Source organism: Limnobaculum xujianqingii (assembly GCF_013394855.1).
Lineage (GTDB): Bacteria > Pseudomonadota > Gammaproteobacteria > Enterobacterales > Enterobacteriaceae > Limnobaculum > Limnobaculum xujianqingii.
In genome coordinates this window covers 519566-543167 of record NZ_JABMLK010000001.1, presented here as the reverse complement: position 1 = coordinate 543167, position 23602 = coordinate 519566, and the positions used below count along the sequence as shown (strand labels likewise).

25 protein-coding genes are annotated in these 23602 nt (G+C 42.9%); 13 read left to right on the top strand and 12 right to left on the bottom strand.

Going from position 1 to position 23602, the window contains the following annotated elements; all coding sequences use genetic code 11:
• Nucleotides 1-242: 242 nt before the first annotated feature.
• Both GOL65_RS02175 and GOL65_RS02170 read right to left on the bottom strand, forming a co-directional pair.
• Nucleotides 243-1169: a Kdo(2)-lipid IV(A) acyltransferase gene (locus GOL65_RS02175; protein WP_140918586.1), complete on the bottom strand. Its 927-nt coding sequence runs from the start codon at nt 1167-1169 to the stop codon at nt 243-245.
• A gap of 212 nt (nt 1170-1381) precedes the next feature.
• Nucleotides 1382-2374 carry a bile acid:sodium symporter family protein gene (locus GOL65_RS02170; RefSeq protein ID WP_140918585.1) on the bottom strand — a complete coding sequence of 331 codons (993 nt, stop codon included), beginning with the start codon at nt 2372-2374 and terminating at the stop codon, nt 1382-1384.
• Nucleotides 2375-2622: 248 nt separating this feature from the next.
• On the opposite strand from GOL65_RS02170, the gene GOL65_RS02165 reads away from it, so the two are divergent.
• From GOL65_RS02165 to gstA, 10 genes are all read left to right on the top strand, one after another.
• On the top strand, nt 2623-4329 hold the full coding sequence (locus GOL65_RS02165) for a formate--tetrahydrofolate ligase (RefSeq protein WP_140918584.1): 1707 nt from the start codon (nt 2623-2625) through the stop codon (nt 4327-4329).
• 113 nt (nt 4330-4442) lie between these two features.
• Nucleotides 4443-5024, top strand: a complete 582-nt coding sequence (rsxA, locus tag GOL65_RS02160; protein WP_130591367.1) for an electron transport complex subunit RsxA — start codon at nt 4443-4445, stop codon at nt 5022-5024.
• The gene (rsxB, locus tag GOL65_RS02155) at nt 5024-5602 is read left to right on the top strand and encodes an electron transport complex subunit RsxB (RefSeq protein WP_140918583.1); all 579 of its coding nucleotides are present in this window, start codon (nt 5024-5026) and stop codon (nt 5600-5602) included. Before rsxA ends, rsxB begins: the two co-directional genes overlap by 1 nt.
• A complete protein-coding gene (rsxC, locus tag GOL65_RS02150) occupies nt 5595-7784 on the top strand; it encodes an electron transport complex subunit RsxC (RefSeq protein ID WP_179038131.1) in 2190 nt (729 codons plus the stop codon). The genes rsxB and rsxC overlap by 8 nt, the downstream gene beginning before the upstream one ends.
• Nucleotides 7785-8834: an electron transport complex subunit RsxD gene (rsxD, locus tag GOL65_RS02145; RefSeq protein ID WP_140918581.1), complete on the top strand. Its 1050-nt coding sequence runs from the start codon at nt 7785-7787 to the stop codon at nt 8832-8834.
• 9 nt (nt 8835-8843) lie between these two features.
• Nucleotides 8844-9470, top strand: a complete 627-nt coding sequence (gene rsxG, locus GOL65_RS02140; RefSeq protein ID WP_140918580.1) for an electron transport complex subunit RsxG — start codon at nt 8844-8846, stop codon at nt 9468-9470.
• On the top strand, nt 9471-10166 hold the full coding sequence (locus GOL65_RS02135) for an electron transport complex subunit E (RefSeq protein WP_140918579.1): 696 nt from the start codon (nt 9471-9473) through the stop codon (nt 10164-10166).
• 19 nt (nt 10167-10185) lie between these two features.
• Complete coding sequence (nth, locus tag GOL65_RS02130; protein ID WP_140918578.1) at nt 10186-10818, top strand: endonuclease III; 633 nt, start codon at nt 10186-10188, stop codon at nt 10816-10818.
• A 124-nt stretch (nt 10819-10942) separates the two neighbouring features.
• Nucleotides 10943-12376 (top strand): oligopeptide:H+ symporter, encoded by a 1434-nt coding sequence (locus tag GOL65_RS02125; RefSeq protein WP_179038130.1) that lies wholly within the window; start codon nt 10943-10945, stop codon nt 12374-12376.
• Between the two features lie 165 nt (nt 12377-12541).
• Complete coding sequence (gene gstA, locus GOL65_RS02120; protein WP_140918576.1) at nt 12542-13147, top strand: glutathione transferase GstA; 606 nt, start codon at nt 12542-12544, stop codon at nt 13145-13147.
• Nucleotides 13148-13231: 84 nt separating this feature from the next.
• Here gstA and pdxY read toward each other — a convergent pair whose 3' ends face one another.
• The 8 genes from pdxY to GOL65_RS02080 form a co-directional block, all read right to left on the bottom strand.
• Nucleotides 13232-14092 (bottom strand): pyridoxal kinase PdxY, encoded by an 861-nt coding sequence (pdxY, locus tag GOL65_RS02115; RefSeq protein ID WP_140918575.1) that lies wholly within the window; start codon nt 14090-14092, stop codon nt 13232-13234.
• Between the two features lie 128 nt (nt 14093-14220).
• A complete protein-coding gene (gene tyrS / locus GOL65_RS02110) occupies nt 14221-15492 on the bottom strand; it encodes a tyrosine--tRNA ligase (RefSeq protein ID WP_140918574.1) in 1272 nt (423 codons plus the stop codon).
• Nucleotides 15493-15597: 105 nt separating this feature from the next.
• A complete protein-coding gene (pdxH, locus tag GOL65_RS02105) occupies nt 15598-16251 on the bottom strand; it encodes a pyridoxamine 5'-phosphate oxidase (RefSeq protein WP_140918573.1) in 654 nt (217 codons plus the stop codon).
• A 99-nt stretch (nt 16252-16350) separates the two neighbouring features.
• Nucleotides 16351-16659 (bottom strand): MliC family protein, encoded by a 309-nt coding sequence (locus GOL65_RS02100; RefSeq protein ID WP_140918572.1) that lies wholly within the window; start codon nt 16657-16659, stop codon nt 16351-16353.
• A gap of 64 nt (nt 16660-16723) precedes the next feature.
• The gene (gene anmK / locus GOL65_RS02095; protein WP_140918571.1) at nt 16724-17827 is read right to left on the bottom strand and encodes an anhydro-N-acetylmuramic acid kinase; all 1104 of its coding nucleotides are present in this window, start codon (nt 17825-17827) and stop codon (nt 16724-16726) included.
• Nucleotides 17828-18027: 200 nt separating this feature from the next.
• Nucleotides 18028-18471 (bottom strand): transcriptional regulator SlyA, encoded by a 444-nt coding sequence (gene slyA / locus GOL65_RS02090; RefSeq protein ID WP_130591381.1) that lies wholly within the window; start codon nt 18469-18471, stop codon nt 18028-18030.
• Nucleotides 18472-18814: 343 nt separating this feature from the next.
• Complete coding sequence (sodC, locus tag GOL65_RS02085; protein ID WP_140918570.1) at nt 18815-19336, bottom strand: superoxide dismutase family protein; 522 nt, start codon at nt 19334-19336, stop codon at nt 18815-18817.
• 161 nt (nt 19337-19497) lie between these two features.
• Nucleotides 19498-19737 carry a DUF1289 domain-containing protein gene (locus GOL65_RS02080; protein ID WP_140918569.1) on the bottom strand — a complete coding sequence of 80 codons (240 nt, stop codon included), beginning with the start codon at nt 19735-19737 and terminating at the stop codon, nt 19498-19500.
• A 242-nt stretch (nt 19738-19979) separates the two neighbouring features.
• Here GOL65_RS02080 and gloA point away from each other — a divergent pair, with 242 nt between their 5' ends.
• Both gloA and rnt read left to right on the top strand, forming a co-directional pair.
• On the top strand, nt 19980-20387 hold the full coding sequence (gloA, locus tag GOL65_RS02075; RefSeq protein WP_140918568.1) for a lactoylglutathione lyase: 408 nt from the start codon (nt 19980-19982) through the stop codon (nt 20385-20387).
• 199 nt (nt 20388-20586) lie between these two features.
• Nucleotides 20587-21240 carry a ribonuclease T gene (gene rnt, locus GOL65_RS02070; protein WP_140918567.1) on the top strand — a complete coding sequence of 218 codons (654 nt, stop codon included), beginning with the start codon at nt 20587-20589 and terminating at the stop codon, nt 21238-21240.
• A gap of 48 nt (nt 21241-21288) precedes the next feature.
• Here the strand turns inward: rnt and GOL65_RS02065 are convergent, their stop codons facing one another.
• A complete protein-coding gene (locus GOL65_RS02065) occupies nt 21289-21630 on the bottom strand; it encodes a Grx4 family monothiol glutaredoxin (protein WP_140918566.1) in 342 nt (113 codons plus the stop codon).
• Between the two features lie 405 nt (nt 21631-22035).
• Between GOL65_RS02065 and sodB the strand changes: the two genes are divergently transcribed.
• The gene (gene sodB / locus GOL65_RS02060; protein ID WP_140918565.1) at nt 22036-22614 is read left to right on the top strand and encodes a superoxide dismutase [Fe]; all 579 of its coding nucleotides are present in this window, start codon (nt 22036-22038) and stop codon (nt 22612-22614) included.
• A gap of 61 nt (nt 22615-22675) precedes the next feature.
• Here the strand turns inward: sodB and nagK are convergent, their stop codons facing one another.
• Entirely contained in the window at nt 22676-23587 is a 912-nt protein-coding gene (gene nagK / locus GOL65_RS02055) for an N-acetylglucosamine kinase (protein WP_140918564.1), read from the bottom strand.
• Nucleotides 23588-23602 lie beyond the last annotated feature (15 nt).

Below are 23602 nucleotides of genomic sequence, written 5' to 3'. Positions count from 1 at the left end.
GGCATTATGGCCAGATTTTCAGAGTCATTACTTATGGAGGCACTAAGAAGATGTTCGTCTAATAAGCGAAATCAAAAGATAACGGCTTTAAGAAGGAACTGCTTTACTCTAATGTCGTACATAAATAGGTCTGTAGCACAGGCCGGTTCACATTTACTCATAATGAACCACATAACGCAAGCGATTTCTCACTCTTTTGGGTAAAACAACTAAACTGGTTATTTTTCACCCTTATAAATTGATTAATAAAGAGATATCTCACCTGCTGGCCGCGTCTTAAATCGACGATGTAGCCACATATACAACTCAGGTGCTTTCAATATTTCTTTCTCAACCACTTTATTCATAAATTTTGCTGCTTCCGTAGAGTTATCCATTGGGAAACCAGTTGGTGGCTCAGTTACCATTACAGTATAACCACTACCATCAATATGGCGTTTCGGCGTAAAAGGTAATATTACCGGATTAGCCTGACGCATTAATATGCTGGTTCCAATGGTTGTTGCTGCTTGAGGAACCGCAAAGAATGGCGCAAATACGCTGTTACGCGGGCCATAATCATGATCGGGTGCATACCAAAGGATCTCTCCTTTGCGCAGCTCACGAATCATGCCTTTAATATCATGACGGTCAATAAAATACTTATTTGAACGGCTGCGGCCTTTGCACTGAACCCAATCCATCAACTTATTATTGTGCGGGCGGTAAACACCAACACCAGGATTGTACATGCCGTAAATTCGGCCCCCTAACTCGAGGGTTAAAAAATGGACGCCTACCAATAACACCCCTTTCCCATCAGCACGAATACGTGACATGATCTCGATATTATCGACCTTGCACCATTTTTTGATCCGATTATCGGACCAAAACCAGGCCATTCCCGTTTCCAGTAACCCCATTCCTAATGATTCAAAGTTCTCAACCAGAAGCTTCTCTCTGTCATCTAAACTCAGGTTAGGAAAACAAAGCTCCAAATTACGCCGGGCAATATGTTTACGACGCTTTAAAAAGCGCATTGATAAATGACCAGTTCGGGTACCAATAAAATGAATCACTGGATAGGGTAACTGCACTAATAAATAAAGTGTAATAAGCCCAAACCAGGTTAACCAATACTTTGGCATCAGGTAGGAGTAATGAAATTCAGGTTGTTTAAATTTCGACATTCAGGTTCTGCTTTCTCTTGCTGCAACGCAGCGCTAACGGACAAAAATTAGCCTTTGTTCAAGTAGATATTAATACGCTAGAAGAGATAGCAAATTAACGTGTATTTGAGACAACGCTGTGCATATTGTATGACAACGGCTTGATAAGCAAGTTCTTATCAAGACAATTATTTACATAAAATAACATTTTCAATAATTAAAGATTGTTGCAGTTATTTATTGTTCCATTCCTCTATTATAGCGATTTTCTTTGCATAGCGTTGTGCTAAAAATGTACATACCATGAGTTGGATTTGGTGAAAGATCATCAATGGCAATACCATCATCCCAACAGATGCAGCCGGGAAAAGCACATTAGCCATAGGTATACCGTTGGCCAGGCTCTTCTTAGAGCCACAAAAAATAATGGTTATTTCATCCTGAATACTAAACCCCAACCACCGAGCCAGACAGGTATTAATAATTAATACAATTGCCAATAGTAATATTGAAAAAATAATAATAATTAACAAAGACCATTGATTAACCTGGTGCCATATTCCCCCAATAACAGCATCGCTAAAGGCGGTATAAACCACTAATAAAATAGAACTGCGATCGGTGGTATTAATCAATTTTTTATATCTTTCAATCCAGTTAACAATAAAAGGACGAGAAAGGTGACCAATAATAAAAGGCAACATTAATTGTATTACAATATTAAGGATCGCCTGTAAGGTATCCTGGCTCCCCTCTTGAGTATGCATCAAAAGCCCAACCAGGATCGGCGAAATAAATACACCCAACATACTTGATGCAGAAGCGCTACAAACCGCAGCCGCCACATTACCACCTGCAATAGAGGTATAGGCAATTGCAGATTGAACTGTGGCGGGCAAGGCGCAAAGATAAAGAAAGCCCAGATAGATGCCCGTTGACATTAAATCGGGCACAAATACTGACAGGCTAAGGCCCAGTAATGGAAATAATACAAAAGTGCTGGCAAAAACAATCAAATGCAAACGCCAATGTCGAATACCATTAAGAATGTTCTGCCGGGACAGCTTTGCCCCATGCATAAAAAACAGTAACGCAATCGCCGCTTTAGTCAGATAACCAAAAAAAACTCTGGCGTCCCCTTCGCAGGGAAATAGCGTCGCTAAAATCATCACGCCAATCAACATAACCAGAAAAGTATCTACTTTTAAAAACTTCAACCACGACATGGAAAACAACCTTTAGCTACATACCTTACTAATTGAATCTCGTAATCTATTCCGTTTTGACAAAAATGCAAATTTTGCCATTACGCAAACGATACCCTTGCCGCATAGTCAGTAGATTCATCAAAAACTAAAAGACAAATAAAGTGATTATTCTTACCCATTTTTGCTTTGATTTATGACATAATTTGGCCTTCGCTTACTCCCGCCCGCTGGGTATCTTGATTTTAATACATAGGATCATGTAGAGAATGGCATCTTCACCATCACTTAAGCCAATTCAAGAAATTGCACAACGTTATGGCATCACTTCAGAATATCTTATCCCTTATGGCTCCAGTATGGCCAAGGTCGAGCTGTCATTAATCAATCCTCAGGCTTCTAAAGGTAAACTGGTTTTAGTTTCCAGCATCACGCCTACGCCACTGGGTGAAGGTAAAACCGTGACGACTATTGGTTTAAGTCAGGGTTTTAATTTTATCGGTAAACCTTGTATCGCCTGTATTCGCCAGCCAAGTCTTGGTCCGGTATTTGGCGTGAAAGGCGGTGCTGCAGGTGGAGGAAAGGCTCAAGTGCTGCCGATGGAGAAGTTAAACCTTCATCTTACTGGCGATATTCATGCAATAACTGCTGCGCATAATCTGGCAGCGGCAGCATTAGATGCTCGTTTGTATCATGAACATCGTTTAGGCGATCGATTCACTGAACAAACCGACCTGCCTGCATTAAATATTGATATGAACCATATTCTCTGGAAGCGCGTAGTTGACCACAACGACCGTGCTTTACGTCATATCACTGTTGGTGTTGGCGGAGGAGTTAACGGCGTTGAACGCGCTGATGGTTATGATATTACTGCCGCTTCTGAACTGATGGCGATCCTTGCTCTGTCAGAAGATCTAAAAGATATGCGTCAACGTATTGGCCGCATAATTCTGGCTCTTGATATTCACGGCAAACCTATTACTGCAGAACGTCTGGAAGTGGCCGGTGCCATGACGGTATTGATGAAAGATGCCATCCAACCAACGTTGATGCAAACCAGCGAAAATACTCCGGTACTGATTCATGCCGGGCCTTTCGCTAATATTGCCCACGGTAACTCCTCGGTTATTGCTGACCGTATTGGTTTACAGCAAGCAGACTATGTTGTAACCGAAGCCGGTTTTGGTTCTGATATGGGAATGGAGAAATTCTTCAATATTAAGTATCGCCAGTCAGGCATCCAGCCATCTTGTGTGGTCTTAGTGGCAACATTACGTAGCCTGAAAGCCAATAGTGGTAAATTTAATATTAAACCGGGCCAACCACTGCCAGCGGAAATTGCGGAAAGTAATGTTGAACTATTAGCGCAGGGCTGTGAAAACTTAGGCTGGCATATTGCCAACGCCAAACGCTATGGTTTACCGGTAGTGATCGCCATTAACCGATTCCCAACTGACTCAGGTGAAGAGCTGGAATACCTACGCAAATACGCCCTATCCTGTGGTGCTGAAGGCGTAGAGATCAGTGATGCCTTTGCTGCAGGCGGTGCCGGAACGGCAAAACTGGCTGAGCTGGTTGCCGACGTATGTGAAAAACAACAGGGAGTCACCTTACTCTATCCTGATAACGCCAGTTTATTGGAAAAAGTACAGACTCTGGTTAATACTTACGGCGCAAAACAGGCAGTCCTGACCGCTCAAGCCTCTGACCAGTTAGCACAACTGGAGAAAGCCGGATTTGGTCATCTTCCTTTATGCATAGCAAAAACGCCGCTATCAATTAGTGCCGATCCGGCATTAAAGAATGTGCCAAAAGATTTTACTGTCACGATTTCTTCTTTCCGGGTTTCTGCCGGGGCTGGATTTATCCGCGCTTATGCAGGAAATATTATGACTATGCCGGGTTTAGGTACGCTACCCGCCTATCGTAATATTGATATCGATCAATCCGGGGAAATTATTGGCCTGAGTTAACGTCGTTTGTTTACCTCTATAGAGGTAAATACCAATACCCCTACACTTACAGTGTTGTGATTAAGCCGCCAATTATTGATAATATGGCGGCTTCTTCTCTTTTAGGCAGTTTAATGAGCGATTATTTGCTACTTTTTGTTGGCACTGTTTTTGTCAATAACTTCGTGTTGGTTAAGTTTTTAGGCTTATGCCCTTTTATGGGGGTATCGAAAAAGCTGGAAACGGCCATCGGAATGGGATTAGCAACAACATTTGTGCTAACGCTTGCCTCCATCTGTGCATGGCTGGTTGAAAATTATATTTTAGAACCGTTAGGGTTGTCCTACTTACGTACCCTGGCGTTTATTTTTGTTATCGCCGTTGTGGTTCAGTTCACAGAGTTAGTGGTGCGTAAAACCAGCCCGGTACTTTATCGCCTGCTGGGAATATTCTTACCCTTGATTACCACTAACTGTGCGGTGCTGGGCGTAGCGTTACTTAACGTTAATCAATCACACAACTTTATGCAATCTACCGTGTACGGCTTTAGCGCTGCGGTTGGTTTTTCATTTGTTATGGTTCTTTTTGCCGCTATTCGTGAACGTCTGGCCTCTGCTGATGTGCCTGCTCCATTTAAAGGTTCATCCATCGCGTTAATTACAGCCGGATTAATGTCACTGGCATTTATGGGTTTCACCGGGTTGGTAAGGTTTTAATGTTTTCTTTATGGTCCAGCATTATTGCACTAACGTTACTGGCGTTGGTGTGTGGTGCTATTTTGGGTTTTGCTGCCCGTCGTTTTCAGGTAGATGCCGATCCTATCGTCGATAAGGTTGAGGCACTATTGCCCCAAAGCCAATGTGGTCAATGCGGCTATCCCGGCTGCCGTCCTTACGCCGAAGCCGTGGCTAATAATGGCGAAATGATCAATAAATGTGCCCCCGGTGGTGAAGCGGTGATGCTAAAGCTGGCTGATACGCTGGGTATCGATCCTCAACCGCTTGATCAGGCCACCATGGAGAGCAATCCGGTGCGCAAAGTGGCATTTATTGATGAAAATAACTGCATTGGTTGTACCAAATGTATTCAGGCTTGTCCTGTTGATGCCATTGTTGGTTCAACCAGGGCTATGCATACTGTAATCACCGATCTTTGTACCGGATGCGATCTCTGTGTTGCACCTTGTCCTACAGACTGCATTGAAATGCGTCCGGTGGAGCAGACAACCTCAACCTGGAAATGGGACCTGCAAGCCATACCCGTTAAAGTGCTAGAGATTAATTCACATGTTTGATCTATTTGCTAAGTTCAGAAAAACCAAAGTCTGGGATTTCGACGGCGGCATTCATACTCCTGAGATGAAAGATCAAACACGCCTTATCCCTATCAGACGCCCTGCGCTACCGGATTACTTACAGATCCCTCTGCAACAGCATCTTGGTCCTGAGGGAGAACTGCTGGTAAAACAAGGCGAATATGTCTTTAAAGGCCAAAAGCTAACCACGGGTAAGAACCGCGCTTTACCGGTGCATGCTTCCACGTCTGGTACAGTTATAGATATCGATTATTATCCAAGTACCCATCCGTCCGCTATTCCTGAACGCTGTATTCGCCTGAAACCTGATGGTCTTGAACAATGGGCCGAGCTACAACCGTTAGATGATTACTTGTCTTATACGTCGGAACAGTTAATCGAACATATTCATCGTTCCGGTATTGCTGGTTTAGGTGGTGCAGTATTCCCTACCGCCAGCAAAATCAATGGTGCATTAAGCCGGGTAAATACCCTGATCATTAACGGTGCCGAATGTGAACCTTATATTACTGCCGACGATCGGTTGATGCAGGAATATGCTGATGAGTTAATTATCGGCTGTGAGATTCTGCGTCATATTCTGAAACCTGAAAGTATTCTGATTGGTATTGAAGATAATAAGCCAGAAGCCATTCAACAATTAAAACAAGCGTTACAACGTAACGGATCGTCTGATATTTCCCTACGCGTTATTCCTACTAAATACCCTTCCGGCGGAGCTAAACAGTTAACCAAGATCCTTACCGGACTTGAAGTGCCACATGGCGGGCGTTCGTCAGATATTGGCGTATTAATGCAGAACGTAGGTACGGTATACGCCATCAAACGTGCAGTGATTAATGGTGAACCGCTGATCGAACGTATTGTTACCCTAACCGGAGAAGCGCTTCAGGATAAAGGAAACTTCTGGGTGCTGTTAGGTACCCCGGTGTCTGAACTTCTGCAACAGCTCCAATATCAACCTCAAACCAAACCGATGGTGATTATGGGAGGCCCGTTAATGGGCTTTGCGTTACCGGATATGCAAGTACCGGTAACCAAAATGAGCAACTGTATTATTGCACCATCAAGCGATGAAATTGAACCACCACAACAAGAGCAGGCCTGTATTCGTTGCACTCAGTGTGCCGATGCCTGCCCGGCGGGATTATTACCTCAGCAACTTTACTGGTTCAGTCGCGGCAAGGAGCATGAAAAAGCTCGTAATTATAATCTGTTCGATTGTATAGAATGTGGTGCCTGTGCTTACGTTTGCCCCAGCAATATTCCTTTGGTGCAATACTATCGTCAGGAAAAAGCAGAAATTCGTGAACAGGACCAGTTAGCTGAGCTGGCCCGCACAGCCAAAATTCGTTTTGAAGCCAGACAGGCTCGTCTTGAAAAAGAGAAGCTCGCGCGTCAACAGCGTCATAAACAGGCTGAGACTCGTTTAGACGATAAAGATAACCATATTATTCAAGCCGCATTAGAACGAGTAAAACAACAGAACCCCGTTGAAAATAGTAATAGCTCAACAATACCAGTGATTAAATCCGTTGATGGAAAATTACTGCCGGATAACAGCGCAGTTATTGCTCTCAGACAGGCCAGAAAAGCCCAACGACAAGCCAGTCAACTCGTTGAACAATCTGAAGTATCCGTTAACAATAACGTTGATACTGAACAAGACTCACGTAAAGCTGCACTGGCTGCCGCTATAGCTCGCGCTAAAGCTAAAAAAGAACAAAAACAGCAAGCTGAGATAAAACCTGTTGAACAGAACGTTTCAGAGACATCTGATACAGATGACCGTAAAAATGCAGTTGCTGAGGCTATCGCTCGCGTTAAAGCGCGTAAAGCACAGCAGCAAGCTAACTCAGTGCCTGTAGCCGCATCGGCAAACCCAAAAGAAACAAGTGTTAGTCAACAAGTTACAGTACCTGTGGACGATCGTAAGGCCGCAGTAGCTGAAGCTATTGCTCGTGCTAAAGCACGAAAAGAGCAACGTGAGGAAATGCAGCAACAATCTGAATCTTCTGAACAGCAGCAACAAACCATTGAAACTCAGCCAGTAGCAGAAGTTGATGAACGCAAAGCCGCCGTTGCCGAGGCAATCGCACGGGTAAAAGCGCGTAAAGCTCAACAAGCTGCACTTCAGTTAACCGCAACAGGTGAAGAATAGATGTCATTTCGTATAACCAGCTCACCATTTTCACACAGTCAACAATCAACACAGCGATTAATGCTGTTGGTAGTGCTGGCCTGTATACCGGGAATTGCTGCACAATGGTATTTCTTTGGCTACGGTAATTTAATTCAAGTTGTACTGGCTGTAATTGTTGCGTTATGCGCTGAAGCGGCGGTATTGAAGCTGCGACATCAACCCATTGGTCCTCAGTTAAGCGATAATTCCGCCCTGCTAACCGCCATATTATTGGGGATCAGCATACCTCCACTCGCACCATGGTGGATTATTGTGATCGGTACTTTTGCTGCCATTGTCATCGCAAAGCAGTTGTATGGTGGTCTGGGGCAAAATCCATTCAATCCGGCGATGGTGGGTTACGTTATTCTACTGATCTCCTTCCCGGTTCAAATGAGCAGTTGGTTGCCTCCTGCTCCACTTCAGGCAACCCATATTGGCCTGATGGATACGCTGAGTATCATCTTTAGCGGGCACAGCACTCAAGGCGATGATGTTTTCAAATTGATGTCAGGCATCGATGGTGTCAGCCAGGCCACGCCATTAGATACCTTAAAAACTGGACTACGTAGTGGTCACAGCATTACTGAAGTATTAAGCCAGCCGATTTATAACAGTTTGGGTGGTATTGGTTGGCAATGGGTGAATGTCGGATTCCTCATTGGTGGGCTGTTCCTGCTTGGAAAGAAAGTGATTCAATGGCATCTGCCTATTAGTTTTCTACTGACATTAACAATTGTCTCCACCATTGGCTGGTTACTGGATCCTTCACATAATGCAGCACCCTGGTTTCATCTGCTTTCAGGTGCCAGCATGTTATGTGCCTTCTTTATTATTACCGATCCGGTAACTGCTTCTACGACAGTAAAGGGCCGATTAATTTTCGGTGTGTTAGTTGGCGTGCTGGTTTGGCTGATTCGTAGCTACGGCGGTTATCCTGATGCGGTGGCTTTTGCCATTTTACTGGCGAACATTACCGTGCCGTTGATCGACCACTATACTCAACCCCGTGCTTATGGACATCGCTAAGGAGCCCCAATGCTGAGTACCATGAGACGACACGGCCTGACGTTGGCCCTTTATGCTGCACTGGCAACTGGTATTACTTCAGGTGTTTATCTACTGACTAAATCCACTATCGAAAAACAGGCGATTCAGCAGCAAAAAGCGCTATTTGATCAAGTCATTCCAGCGGCTCTTTATGATAATACATTGCAGGATGAGTGTTACGTTGTCACGGATAAGGCTTTAGGTACCGATCGATCTCACAGACTGTTTATTGCCCGTAAAGGCTACACTCCGGTAGCTGCAGTAATAGAAACAACTGCACCTGATGGTTATTCTGGTGCCATTCAATTGATGGTTGCTGCTGATTTTAACGGCCAGGTATTGGGCGTTCGTACTCTTGAGCATCATGAAACCCCGGGGCTTGGTGATAAAATAGAATTACGTATCTCTGACTGGATCACCCATTTTGCCGGAAAACAGGTAGATGGTGAGCAGGATAAACAATGGCTGGTACGTAAAGATGGCGGTATGTTTGATCAGTTTACCGGTGCCACTATTACTCCAAGAGCAGTAGTAAAAGCCGTAAAACAGACAGCGCTTTATATACAGCATCATCACCAACAGTTTGAATCATTCCCCCACTGCGAGGCAGAGTAAATGAGCGAAATAAAGACGCTGCTTAATCAAGGTTTGTGGAAAAACAACTCTGCACTGGTTCAGCTATTAGGCCTTTGCCCTCTGCTGGCAGTCTCTTCTACTGCTACTAATGCTCTTGGCCTTGGTCTTGCTACCACGCTGGTTCTGGTTTGTACTAACGTAGCAGTATCAGCTTTACGTCGCTGGGTACCACAAGAGATCCGTATTCCTATTTACGTTATGATCATTGCCTGTGTCGTTACCGTCGTTCAATTATTAATTAACGCCTATGCATATGGTTTATATCAATCATTAGGCATTTTCATCCCTCTGATTACTACCAACTGTATAGTCATCGGCCGTGCGGAAGCCTATGCAGCACAAAACCCGGTATCGTTATCCGCACTGGATGGCTTTGCTATGGGTTTTGGTGCAACTATTGTGCTGTTTATTTTGGGTGGCATGAGAGAAATTCTGGGAAATGGTACCCTGTTTGATGGAGCTGATTCTCTGTTGGGTTCCTGGGCTAAAGTTCTACGTATTGAAGTTCTACATCTGGATAACGCCTTCTTGCTGGCAATATTACCGCCCGGTGCGTTTTTAGGCCTCGGGTTTCTGCTGGCGTTGAAATATGTTATTGATGAGAAGGTAAAAGCCTATAAACAAAAATCTACAGAGGTAAAAATCTCCACTCTGTCAGATGAAAACGTTAAATAATTAAGTAAGGATACCCGGTTTGAATCAGGCAAAACGCATAGAAATCTTAACCCGGCTGCGTGATAACAACCCTACGCCTACCACTGAACTGGCGTTCTCCAGCCCATTTGAGCTATTGATCTCTGTATTACTTTCAGCACAGGCAACGGATGTTAGCGTAAATAAGGCGACGGCTAAGCTTTATCCTATCGCCAATACGCCAGAAACTATTCTGGCGTTAGGCGTTGATGGTGTTAAAGAGTACATCAAAACCATTGGCTTGTTTAACAGTAAGGCTGAGAATGTCATTAAAACCTGTCGTATTCTGATTGAAAAACATAACAGTCAGGTGCCAGAAAATCGTGAGGCGCTTGAAGCACTACCTGGTGTAGGCCGTAAAACCGCTAATGTGGTTTTAAATACCGCCTTTGGTTGGCCAACAATTGCTGTTGATACTCATATTTTTCGCGTATGTAACCGCACCCGTTTTGCTCCAGGTAAAACCGTTGAACTGGTGGAAGAAAAATTACTTAAAGTCGTTCCGGCTGAATTTAAAGTTGATTGTCATCACTGGTTGATTCTGCATGGTCGCTATACTTGCATTGCCCGTAAACCTCGTTGTGGTTCCTGCTTGATTGAAGACCTGTGCGAATTTAAAGAAAAGACTGAATAATATTATTTGCAGGCGATCGTAATCTGACGGTAACTCCTTGGGTTTTCTGCCGCTTTAACTAAACTTAATGCCATAATTAATCAATATCGCCGCTCGTTAGACGATCTAAAAGCCAGAGGTGATGGTGTCTATAGCTACTCAGGATCTTTTCAACCAGTCCCGCTCTTTCTATCTGGTATCGATATTGGAGTTATGGCAGCGTTTTAGTTATTACGGTTTACAGTGCATCCTTCCACTTTATTTTGTCTGGCAACTTGAAATGACACTGGCAGATGCCTTCAGGCTATTTTCTATCTATGTTGCTCTGGCTTTTGGTTTTATTTCCGTTGGTCGCTGGTTGGGTGAACAAGTTATCGGAATTAAACACACCCTGCTTTTAGGCTCATTAATCATGATGGCCGGCTATGTCCTGCTGGTATTCTCTAATCGTCAAAATGAATTGTTCTACCCCGGTCTGGCAACTATTGCGATAGGCCATGGACTATTTAAAACTAATCCGGCCTCTTTGCTATCGGGTATTTATAATCGTACCCGATTCACGCTGTATCATATTCTGGCCTGCCTGGGCTCTATTGCCGCAGTACTTTTGACCCCCTGGATTGCTCATCATTATGACTGGAACATCGCCTTTTCGTTGAGTGTATTTGGTATGTTCCTGGTCATTATTCATTTAATTTTTGGTAAACATTATCTCGATAAACAGGGAACGCTGGCTGACCAACAACCCGTTTCCCTAAAGATCGGGTTACTGGTAACGACTATTATTGCGGTTGCTATTGTTTTTGGCATAGCTCTGTTGCGTAATCAGAAAGTAGCTCCCTGGGTTTTAGCGATTTTAGTCATCGCTTGCGTCATATTTTATTGGAAAGATATAGCTCGCCTTAAATCCGAAATGCGCCGGAAAATGGGGGTTATTTTTATTCTATTATTCATAGTATTTGTCTTTTTCACTCTGTATCTTCAAATCCCCACTTCACTTAACTTTTTTGCCATTAATCACGTTTCCCATTTAGTCTTCAATATTTCGTTTCTACCTGAACAATTTCAGGCACTGAATCCCATCTGGATTATTATTACCGCCCCCATGCTCGCTGCTTTATACAATCGATTGGGTAGTTATCTGCCCATACCTCATAAGTTAGCTATAGGTATGGTACTTTGCTCCACTTCATTTCTGGTTTTACCCTGGGGCGCTGCTTTTTCTGACAGTTCAGGATTTATCTCTGCTAACTGGTTAATATTAAGTTACGCCTTACATAGCATTGGCCATCTGTCGATTTCCGCATTAGGGCTTATTGTGGTTAATCGTATGGTACCGTCGGAATTAAAAAACTTTATCACCATCATGTGGTTTTTCACCTTTGCTGTCGCAGCATTAACGGCAGGTAAAATTGCATCAAAAACTATTCCTCCTCTGAACAGTGACTCTCCTTATATTTCTTTGGCGTTGTACAGCGAATGGTTTATGACGATTGGTATCGTAACTGCCATTATTGCAGTATTGATGGTTATCTCCGCACCGCTAATACACCGAATGATGCAAAACAATCAGGACTAATCTGGCAGCTGCTTAACAGGTTAAACTGACAGTTTACCGGTTTTTCTACTGATATTTAGTTACCATTTAACAACATATATCAAACATCTTTCAGGCAAGATACAATACGATACCTTACGGTTTTATACCGTTAGTCTGATACCTTTAACTGCACGGAGAGTTTTAATGAAATTATATTATAAGCCAGGTGCCTGTTCGTTATCCCCTCACATCATTCTGAATGAAAGCGGCCTGAACTACTCAGTAGAAAAAGTGGATTTAGCCACCAAGAAAACCGAGCATGGAGCAGACTTTCTGGCCGTTAACCCCAAAGGACAAGTACCAACTTTGGAGTTGAATGATGGCAGTATTTTGACTGAAGGTGTGGCTATTGTTCAGTACATTGCACATAAAGTTCCCGGTAAACACCTGATGCCAGGCGCAGGAACTCCCGAATATTACCATGCTATCGAATGGCTAAACTTTGTTTCAACTGAACTACATAAAGGCTTTAGCCCGTTGTTCAATCCACAGACACCAGAAGAATATAAGAAAATTGCTAAAGAGAAATTACTCAAGCAATTTACCTATGTTGATAGCGTGCTGGAAAAACAAGAGTATGTTTTAGGCGCTTCATTTAGCGTAGCGGATGCCTATCTGTTTACCGTGACCCGTTGGGCTGCTGCGGTAAAACTGGATCTGAGTGCATTAAAGTCACTGGCTGCCTATATGGAACGAATTGCCGCACGACCAGCGACAGCCGCTGCACTTAAAGCTGAAGGCTTACATTGATTTTGTCTTTTGATTGAGATAAAAAAACGGGCCATCTAGCCCGTTTTTTTATTTGTAAACATTACGATACATGTCGATATAATCTTAGAGTTTGATCGCTTTAAAATGATGTTCCGGGTTAACCATTTTGTCCTGTGCAGCCACCAATTGCAGTTCATATTCACCTCTGCGTTGGGTCTCCAACATCACTTCATAAACGGCAGCTGTTACGTGTTCTAAGGCATCTGGCAACGTTTTTTCCAGTAATAAATTAACCAGCAGCAAACCACTGGTGATATCACCAACACCCACCGGTTGACGAGGACCAAAATCCACCAGAGGACGGCTGATATGCCATGCTTCATCAGGTGTTACCAGCGCCATTTCAAAGGCATCTGCACGATAACCAGCACGACTCAGGTGCTTAACTAAAATCAGTTCAGGGCCTTGTTTACACAACTCACGGGCAGCACTGACAACTTCATCAACCGAAGTAATGGTTTTACCGCTTAAGATCTCCAATTCCAGCAGGTTTGGAGCCATCATATCGCTCAGTGGTAATGCTTCCTGACAAAAAAATTCTGAAACGCCTGGTGCAACAATACAGCCCTTCTCAGGATGCCCCATAACAGGATCGCAGAAATATCGCGCTTTAGGATTTGCTGCTTTAACAGATGCCACCGCATTTAAAATGCTCTTTCCCTGTTCCGGGGAACCAATATAACCACTCAGAACAACGTCACAACGTACCAATTGGTTAATTTCACTGATACCACGAACAATATCCGTTAAGTGACTGGCGGGCATTACGCACCCTTCCCATTGACGGTACTGGGTATGGTTAGAAAACTGTACTGTATTTAGCGGCCATACGTTCACACCCATCCTGCGCATTGGAAATTCAGCAGCGCTATTCCCTGCATGGCCATATACCACGTGGGATTGAATGGATAAGATATTTTTCATGATGGCATGTCCCTAAGATAAGAAAGGTATTGGCAATATTGTGTCAGATATCAAACGATGAATGCTACGTTCAAGGCAAAAAATTCGGCCGCTTAGCGACCGAATTTATGGAACAATTTATTTCCAGCTTATTTCCAAATCAGCAGGCAATAATGTTTTTTACCACGACGTAATAGCGTATAGCGATTAAACAAACGATCGCTATCAGTAAAGACATATTCCGGACTGGATTGCTTCTCACCATTGATCGTTACTGCATTTGAGCTAATCATGGTTCTGGCCTGACCGCGTGACGGTACCAGTTCTGCACTTACCAGTGCCTGCTGTAAATCAGCGCCGTTTTCCAGTTCAACCGCAGGCATACCGTCCTGAGCCAGTTGAGCAAAGTCTTCTTCAGTAATATCTGCCAGCTCACCAGAGAACAGGCTTTGTGTGATACGCTTCGCAGCAGCTAATCCTTTCTCACCATGCACTAAATGGGTTACGTTCTCTGCCAGTACATATTGAGCACGAGGTGCAACACCGCTGTTTTTATCTTCTTCTTCCAGCGCATTAATCTCTTCAATACTCATAAAGGTGAAGAATTTCAGGAAGTGATACACATCAGCATCAGCAGTATTGATCCAGAATTGATAAAACTTATATGGGCTGGTTTTCTTTGGATCGAGCCAAATTGCGCCACCTTCAGTTTTACCGAACTTAGTGCCATCAGACTTAGTGATTAATGGTACGGTAAAGCCATAGGCTTGTTTCTGATGCAGACGACGGGTTAAATCAATACCGGATGTGATGTTACCCCACTGGTCAGAACCACCAATTTGTAGCTCAACACCATGTTCTTTATTCAGGCAGGCAAAATCATAGGCTTGCAGCAGGTTATAGGAGAACTCAGTAAAAGAAATTCCACTATCATCACGATTCAGACGCTGTTTTACCGCTTCTTTATTAATCATCGCATTAACAGAAAAGTGCTTACCGATATCCCGCAGGAAAGTCAGCACTTTCATGCCACCAAACCAATCATAGTTGTTGGCCATCTTGGCGCTGTTACTGCCACAATCAAAATCCAGGAACGGTGAAACCTGCTGGCGGATTTTATCAACCCAATCAGCGACCGTATCTTCAGTATTCAGTTTACGCTCAGCTGCTTTAAAGCTGGGGTCACCGATTAAACCGGTCGCGCCGCCCACTAATGCAACTGGTTGATGCCCGGCTAACTGAAAACGTTTTAAACACAATAACGGAACCAAATGGCCCAAATGCAAGCTGTCAGCGGTAGGGTCAAAGCCACAATACAGCGCGATAGGCCCTTGTGCCAGTCGTTCTGCCAGTGCCTCTTCGTCCGTAACCTGGGCTACCAGCCCCCGCTCCTGCAATTGTTTAATCAGGTTGTTCGCCATCGATACATAACTCCGTTGTTATAAGCTGCGATATTTATTACCGCTGAATTAATTAGTTTTAATGAACTGGATAGCATAAACGCCGATTAACGCAATGACCAGTATTTAAGGTGCCAGTCGATCAATATTCCAGTGATTTTCTGTACGCTGATAAATAAATCTATCATGTAACCGATTTACACCACCTTGCCAAAACTCCATTTCCTCAATACTGACGCGAAATCCGCCCCAAAAACTGGGTAATGGAACTTCACCCTGAAGGAATTTCTGTTTTAACTCCAGAAACTTACTTTCCAATACGCCACGAGTTGAAATTCGGGATGACTGTTGAGATACCCAGGCAGCAATCTGGCTGTCTTTAGGACGTGAGTGAAAGTATTTTAGTACTTCAAGGGATGAGAGCCGTTCAGCCTTACCGGAAACCATGACCTGCCTGTCGAAAAAGTGCCAGGGAAACAGTAAATTAACCTGATTATTTTGTGCAATTTGTTGCGCCTTACGGCTACCCAGATTGGTATAAAAAACGAAACCTTTTTCATCGTAGTGTTTTAGTAACACAATACGCTGAGAAGGTCGTCCTTGAGCATCTACGGTAGCAACACACATCGCGGTAGGATCGGGAATTTGAGCTTCACAAGCTTGTTTTAACCAGAGTTCAAACAAAGCCAGGGGATTTTCAGGTAAATCTTTTCGGCGCAAACCACCCTGAGTGTATTCACGCCGTAGGTCAGCAATATCATCACTTAATTGAGTTGGCATAATCAGAAAACCTATTGGTATCTTGTTTTGCCTTATCTTGCACTCACTGATGGCGGATTTCAAACCTTGTCGAAAAGAAAACCAGCAGATAAGAATCGATTACTGAACCAATTTACAATCATTAATAATGATATCGTCACCTTTCAACACCATTGCGGTATCACCTTTAGACCAGAATGAATATTTGTCATTACTGTATTTGGCACCAGAAGCAGACACCACCTGATGAAGCTGCTGAGGTTCTCCGGCAATAATGACATTCACTAACTGTTTTTCATTATTCAATATTACAGATAGCGACTGGCCTTCGCATTGATAGTTCAGTGTTGTACCTTCAACCCGCTGCTCCGTTGTTACTGTACAGCCAGCTAACCCAATAACAAATAATCCTGCTAATAACTTTTTCATTATGTCTCCCATGGTTAGATAAGAAAAAACGCAATATTAATAGATAAACCTATATAAGCTTAGACTATGGCGTGTAGATAGCCCCCAACACTGTTGCTCTGGATGCGCCGGTAACCGCAGGTAAATTTCCCGGTAATCCTGATAATGTGCGAGCGGCTAACCATGCAAATGCAATAGCTTCCATATCATCGCCACTGATGCCGTAGTTATCGGTAGTATCTACCACGGTCTCTGGAAGCGCTGCTGCCATACGTGCCATCAGATATGGGTTACGAGCCCCGCCGCCACATACCAATAACCGGTCACAACCACCTGAAGCTTTTACCTGATCGATAATGGTTCGCACGGTTAATTCAGCCAGAGTAATTTGCACGTCCTGAGGTTTAAGATGGGGAAATGCGATTAAATGATGCTGTAACCATTGAATATTAAAATATTCTCTACCCGTACTTTTAGGCGCAGGTAGCGCAAAGTAGGCATCTGACATCATCTGTTGTAATAAAGGTTCGCAGATCTGTCCCTGGAGCGCCCACAGGGCATCTTTATCATAAGGTAAACCTTGCTGTTGTTGAATCCAGGCATCCATCAACATATTTCCCAGGCCAGAATCAAAACCGGTGACATCACTCCCCGGAATCAGTAATGATAAATTAGCGATACCGCCAATATTCAAAATAATTCGCCGCTCATCTTCTACCATCAACAAGGCCTGATGAAATGCAGGTACCAGTGGTGCGCCCTGCCCACCAAATGCCATATCTTTACGGCGAAAATCACCAACCGTCACAATACCAGTACTGGCAGCAATACGATTATTATCCCCTAGTTGCATAGTAAAAGGATAAACACCATCCGGCTGATGCCATACTGTTTGTCCGTGGCATCCAATGGCAGTAATAGTTTCTGGTTTAATATGGTGAGTATTGAGTAAACCCTGAATAGCTTCGGCAAACAGAAGGCCTAAACGAAGATCTAATTGACCAATTTGAGATAGCGTAGTTTTTTGTCCCTGACATACCGACAAAACGTCCGCTTTGAGATCTGCAGGCATTGGATGTGAATAACTGGCAGTTTGCGTAACAGTAGCGTTATCAATTTTGACTAATGCCACATCGACACCGTCCAGGCTGGTGCCTGACATGACGCCAATATAATTGCCTGCTTTCATGATTAATACCTTCTCAGTGATTGTGATGAATAAATCAAAATGACCAGAATAAGTATTAGAGCAAAAAAATCAGCAATTACCAGATATTAATCGAAGAAAAGTGAGGAAGAATTTTTATACAAAATAAGGTGCACACCCCTAACGGGGGTGCTTAACCATTAATTCACACTAAGATAATTAATCTTATGTTCGCCAGAAAATTATTTTCCAGATAAATCAGCAATATTTTGCTCAAACTTCCTGATCAGATTGACAAATGTTGCTAACTCTTCGTCCTTGACGCCACGCAGAATGCCCTCTCTAACTCCATCAACAACCTCTTTCACCTGACCTAAAATTGGTTTAGCGTCTTCGGTCAGATTAATTTGTTTTGCTCTGCGATCGCATGGGCAAGGATCTCTTCTTACATATCCCATCCCTTCTAATTGATCTAAAGTACGAACTAATGAGGGTTGCTCTATTCCAATTGCTTTCGCTAATTGTATTTGCGATTGATTTGGAGGTAAGCCATTTAAATAGTAAAGCGTAATCCAATGCGTTTGAGTTAAGCCAATTGGTTTAAGCTGGAGATCAATAATGCTACGCCAGCTGCGTACTAATCGTGCAATATCTGCACCTAATGTATATTCAGTTTTTGAATTCATATTTTATATCCGATAGTAGTAAAATGAATGATATTCTTACGAAGCTAATTATGACTTTTTTCACCACTCAATTGCTAATAATTAAAACATTAATCTGCAATTAATTTCAATAAATATGATTTGAACGACAATTAACGTGTACTTTAATCATTCAAATTAACACATTAATGGGTTTTTATCTTTAATTTCAATAGGGTGCGGCGCGGATGGAGATATTGATTAAATTTAAATTAATTATTATATTAATGTTAAATAATTACAGATTGAAATTAACGCCAACATACATTGGCGTTAATAGATGAAAAAAAAGTTAAATTAATTAAGTGATAATCTGTGTGATGAATTAATTGATTACACCACAGGCCGATCTGGCACCGCCACCGCCCAGTGGTTCAGGATGATCATCATGATTATCCCCACCAGCATGAACCATCAGCGCAAGACCTTTAATTTGTTCAATAGTTTTCAGACGTGGAGCTAATACCGGGTAAGTCGCCGTTCCATCAGCCGCAGCATAAACCGCAGGTAAATCACCTAAATGACCATTGGCATAGGGCCCCAGATGCTTACCTGTTTTTTCCGGATCGAAATGCCCCCCGGCAGCCAATGCAGCAACCGCTTTACCTTCTTTCATTCCTGGTTCACAGCTTCCTTTTTCATGAATATGAAATCCATGAATACCAGCCGGTAATGATTTCAAATTAGGGGTAAATAGCAATCCATAATCCGTTTCACTAATGGTTACGGTACCCACTGATTGTCCGATTCCTTCAGCGGAAACACTATTAACAGGAACCTCAACAGTTGCAGCCTGAATTCCACCAGAAATAACCAGTGCTGCTAATGCAGTTAAATAACGTTTCATTGTTTATCCTTTTAATAAATCGCTTATTATCTAAGCCTATTTATTATGGGTGATAAATAGCGTTATTTCAGAGTGAACATCAAACTAAGTGATCGTTATCACGCTATGTAAAATAGATGAACGTGTTTTAACTCATTAATAACCAAAAAGAAGTAGTGAATTTAAAATAGAGAAGGTTGCTCTGGCTGATTATCATCTTGCGCAATTGCTTTTCGGTTTCTGATCAGGCGACGTTGATGACAAAGGCGTAAAACATCGCGTTTTTCCATATCGCTTAGTGTCATCCACTTAAAGCGTTCATCCCTGCTTCTGAAACAGCCCAGGCAATATCCCCGGCTGTCACTTTGACAAACGCCGCGGCATGGCGATGGGATATCAAAAAATTCCAGTTGCTGTGGCATAGTCAAACTCAACGAATTACTTAGCAAACAAAATAATGAATATGGATAGGTAATAGATTGAACTATGATAAAAAGCAAGGAGTTTATTGTATTCAGGAATGACTGCCTGCTCCCGGTAACCAATTCAGTACTTGCTGTATCAATCCATTAAACACTTCAGCTCAGTCTCGGGTATACTGAGCGACAGGATAATTTGTTCAAATTTACCGAGTGAAAGATTTAACAACCAAGAGGATAACGACATGCGTTTGCTTCATACCATGCTACGAGTTGGTAATTTACAGCGTTCTATTGACTTCTATACCAAGGTATTAGGTATGCGTTTACTGCGCAGCAGTGAGAATACCGAATATAAGTATTCGTTAGCATTTGTCGGTTACAGTGATGAGAGTCAAGGCGCCGTTATTGAACTGACGTACAACTGGGGCGTCGAAAGCTATGATATGGGAACAGCATTCGGTCATATCGCTCTGGGTGTTGATAATGTTGCGGCGACCTGTGAACAAATACGTAAAGCAGGTGGAAATATTACTCGTGAAGCGGGTCCGGTAAAAGGTGGATCCACTATTATTGCATTCGTCGAAGATCCTGACGGTTATAAAATTGAACTGATCGAAAATAAGCAAGCCAGTCAGGCATTAGGTAACTAATTTATATTTTTTCCTATCGTTGAGCATACTCAGGTATGCTCAATAAACACCCTTATACCCTCATATTATCGTTTCTGATGATCGGTTAGCATTATTTCTTAGTTTGGGATTATCCCTGCCTGAGATAATGATTATACCAAGCATCAGATGGCAAAATTTGGCATAATAGTGGCTTGAAAATTTTAAAGAACAGGTAGACATGGCTGATAATAATACTCAAAACAGTTTAAGCGAGCGTTTTCGTGGGTTTTACCCCGTTGTGATTGATGTTGAAACCGCAGGATTTGACGCAAAAACTAACGCGTTATTAGAAATAGCCGCCTTTACCTTAAAAATGAACGATCAGGGCTGGTTGATGCGTGACCAATCTCTGCATTTTCATATTGAGCCTTTTGAAGGTTCCGTACTCTCCCCTGACGCTTTAGCCTTTAACGGTATTGACCCAACCAACCCTCTGCGCGGGGCGGTCAGTGAATATGATGCGTTACACGCTATTTTTAAAATGGTACGTAAAGGAATTAAAGATCAGAACTGTAACCGGGCAATTGTCGTTGCGCACAATGCCACATTTGACCATGGTTTTCTGATGGCTGCCGCAGAGCGAGCTGGCCTGAAGCGTAACCCTTTTCACCCTTTTGCCACCTTTGATACCGCAGCACTAAGTGGTTTAGTGCTTGGGCAAACCGTACTGGCAAAAGCCTGTATTACAGCAGGTATCCCTTTTGACAGTTCTCAGGCTCATTCAGCTCTTTACGACACTGAAAGAACTACTGAACTGTTTTGTGAACTGGTTAACCGTTGGAAAAAACTCGGTGGCTGGCCAGTCACGCCAGACCAGCAGGTCAGAGACTAATTACTATAAAGCCCCGAAAATCGGGGCTTTATATTTCAATCAAATTAATTACTCTGCGTCTTGAGAGCCGGCATTTGCTGCAGCTTCTTTCAGTAATGTCTGCAGTTCACCACGTTGATACATTTCCAGAATAATATCACAGCCACCAATCAGCTCACCGTTCACCCACAGTTGAGGGAACGTTGGCCAGTTAGCATATTTAGGTAATTCAGCACGAATATCAGGATTCTGTAGAATATCCACATACGCAAAACGCTCACCGCAAGCGGAGAGTGCCTGAACTGCCTGAGCACTAAAACCACAACTAGGTAGCTTTGGTGAGCCTTTCATATAGAGTAAAATTGGGTTCTCAGCGATTTGGCGTTGAATCTTTTCTAGTGTCGTCATTATTTTGCTTCCTCAAGCAGACATTGCGCTTATTGTATGACTATTGTAGCGACTATAGTGACAGGAAAAAATACCACTTTTTATAGGGTTATAGTATAGCAGATAGAATACATTCTATTATGTATCCCTTATAACGCAATTACCTGATTTCTCTCACGCTTAAGTTAATACATAAACTAATTTTTATTTTCCTTCAGTTCCTTTGATACCGGCGTCTTCATTGATGAATCCCTACTCAAACACCGATCTTTTCCACTATTTTCCTTTAAATATAAAAAAAAGTTGATAAAATCATAAGTTATAACAAAGTAATAACAGTTTTCTTGCAAATGACTCATGATTCATACAACTCGTTATTCAGGGTTGATGAAATCAATGAGCACTATTTTTTTCTTGAGGAGCAATAAAATGTCATTTGAATTACCAGCCCTTCCTTATGCTAAAGATGCCCTGGAACCACACATCTCCGTTGAAACTCTGGAATATCACTACGGTAAACACCACAACACCTACGTTGTTAACCTGAATAACTTAGTAAAAGGTACTGAGTTTGAAGGTAAATCTCTGGAAGAGATCGTTTTGAAATCTTCTGGCGGCATCTTTAATAACGCAGCACAAGTCTGGAACCATACCTTCTACTGGAACTGTCTGGCGCCTAAAGCTGGTGGTGAACCAACAGGTGCACTGGCTGACGCTATTGCTAAAAACTTTGGTTCTTTCGCTGCATTTAAAGATCAATTATCTGATTCAGCAGTGAAGAACTTCGGTTCAGGCTGGACCTGGCTGGTGAAAAAAGCCGATGGTAAATTAGCTATCGTAAATACTTCAAACGCAGCCAACCCAATGACTGATGGTGATAAGCCACTATTAACTGTAGACGTATGGGAACATGCTTACTACATTGATTACCGTAATGCCCGCCCTAAATATTTAGAAAATTTCTGGGCGCTGGTTAACTGGGAATTTGTTGCTAAAAATCTGGCATAATTATCCAGTGATACAAAAATGCCGCATATAATTGCGGCATTTTTTATCTAACAACTATCTGCTAATCCACCAGATTAAGACAGGCCGCTCCCCGGGCACCACCAGCATCACCATAACGTGCCTTTTCAATAGCCGGTAGCGTTGCTATACCATACAGATACTGAGGCAGATACTCAGGCAACAAACGATAGATTTCATCAAACTGCGACAATCCTCCACCGATGACCAATAAATGTGGATCAAACAATGTCAGTATGTTGCCCAGATAGATGGATAACACAGTGAGATAGCGCTCTACGTGAATTTTAGCTGAAGCATCCCCCGCATAATAATCTTCGATAATTTGCACCGCGGTTAGCGGTTTTTGATAAAAACTGCGATAGATACGCTCAAAACCCGGACCAGCCAGATATCCTTCAAAGCAGCCCATCTTGCCACAGCCACAAACTATTTGTGGTACTGCATCAGTCAGAACTTTATCTGCAGCGCTTGTCAGATTTAAATGACCTATTTCACCCGCGATACCATTTTTACCGGAGATCACTTTTCCATTGACGACAAAACCACCACCAACACCAGTACCCAGAATTAAACCTAATACCGTTGGGTATTGCCGAAATTCAGGCGCCCATGCTTCAGACAGCGCAAAACAGTTGGCATCATTGTCTATTTTCACCGTCCGGTGTAAGCAATGCGTCAAATCAGCTACCAATGGTTTATATTTAGCCGCCGGCACATTGGTGGTAAATACGGTTCCCTCTTTGGCATTCACAATACCTGGAATACCGACACCAACCTGCCCCTTGGTATTAAACCGTTGATCAGCTTCATTTGTCAGGTCAATAAATACCTGTAGCAGAGCCTGATAATCATCTTTAGGCGTGGGAACACGTTTCTGCCATAGCTGATTTAAGTCTGCATCAAATACGGCCAATTCCGTCTTTGTGCCGCCCATATCAAAACCGTAATACATGTCAGACTCCTGAAA

Bases quoted from the DNA above. Each gene is read 5' to 3' on its own strand.
- GOL65_RS02175 (WP_140918586.1), bottom strand. From the start codon at position 1,169: ATGTCGAAATTTAAACAACCTGAATTTCATTACTCCTACCTGATGCCA.
- GOL65_RS02170 (WP_140918585.1), bottom strand. From the start codon at position 2,374: ATGTCGTGGTTGAAGTTTTTAAAAGTAGATACTTTTCTGGTTATGTTG.
- GOL65_RS02165 (WP_140918584.1), top strand. From the start codon at position 2,623: ATGGCATCTTCACCATCACTTAAGCCAATTCAAGAAATTGCACAACGT.
- rsxA (WP_130591367.1), top strand. From the start codon at position 4,443: ATGAGCGATTATTTGCTACTTTTTGTTGGCACTGTTTTTGTCAATAAC.
- rsxB (WP_140918583.1), top strand. From the start codon at position 5,024: ATGTTTTCTTTATGGTCCAGCATTATTGCACTAACGTTACTGGCGTTG.
- rsxC (WP_179038131.1), top strand. From the start codon at position 5,595: ATGTTTGATCTATTTGCTAAGTTCAGAAAAACCAAAGTCTGGGATTTC.
- rsxD (WP_140918581.1), top strand. From the start codon at position 7,785: ATGTCATTTCGTATAACCAGCTCACCATTTTCACACAGTCAACAATCA.
- rsxG (WP_140918580.1), top strand. From the start codon at position 8,844: ATGCTGAGTACCATGAGACGACACGGCCTGACGTTGGCCCTTTATGCT.
- GOL65_RS02135 (WP_140918579.1), top strand. From the start codon at position 9,471: ATGAGCGAAATAAAGACGCTGCTTAATCAAGGTTTGTGGAAAAACAAC.
- gstA (WP_140918576.1), top strand. From the start codon at position 12,542: ATGAAATTATATTATAAGCCAGGTGCCTGTTCGTTATCCCCTCACATC.
- pdxY (WP_140918575.1), bottom strand. From the start codon at position 14,092: ATGAAAAATATCTTATCCATTCAATCCCACGTGGTATATGGCCATGCA.
- tyrS (WP_140918574.1), bottom strand. From the start codon at position 15,492: ATGGCGAACAACCTGATTAAACAATTGCAGGAGCGGGGGCTGGTAGCC.
- pdxH (WP_140918573.1), bottom strand. From the start codon at position 16,251: ATGCCAACTCAATTAAGTGATGATATTGCTGACCTACGGCGTGAATAC.
- GOL65_RS02100 (WP_140918572.1), bottom strand. From the start codon at position 16,659: ATGAAAAAGTTATTAGCAGGATTATTTGTTATTGGGTTAGCTGGCTGT.
- anmK (WP_140918571.1), bottom strand. From the start codon at position 17,827: ATGAAAGCAGGCAATTATATTGGCGTCATGTCAGGCACCAGCCTGGAC.
- slyA (WP_130591381.1), bottom strand. From the start codon at position 18,471: ATGAATTCAAAAACTGAATATACATTAGGTGCAGATATTGCACGATTA.
- sodC (WP_140918570.1), bottom strand. From the start codon at position 19,336: ATGAAACGTTATTTAACTGCATTAGCAGCACTGGTTATTTCTGGTGGA.
- GOL65_RS02080 (WP_140918569.1), bottom strand. From the start codon at position 19,737: ATGCCACAGCAACTGGAATTTTTTGATATCCCATCGCCATGCCGCGGC.
- gloA (WP_140918568.1), top strand. From the start codon at position 19,980: ATGCGTTTGCTTCATACCATGCTACGAGTTGGTAATTTACAGCGTTCT.
- rnt (WP_140918567.1), top strand. From the start codon at position 20,587: ATGGCTGATAATAATACTCAAAACAGTTTAAGCGAGCGTTTTCGTGGG.
- sodB (WP_140918565.1), top strand. From the start codon at position 22,036: ATGTCATTTGAATTACCAGCCCTTCCTTATGCTAAAGATGCCCTGGAA.
- nagK (WP_140918564.1), bottom strand. From the start codon at position 23,587: ATGTATTACGGTTTTGATATGGGCGGCACAAAGACGGAATTGGCCGTA.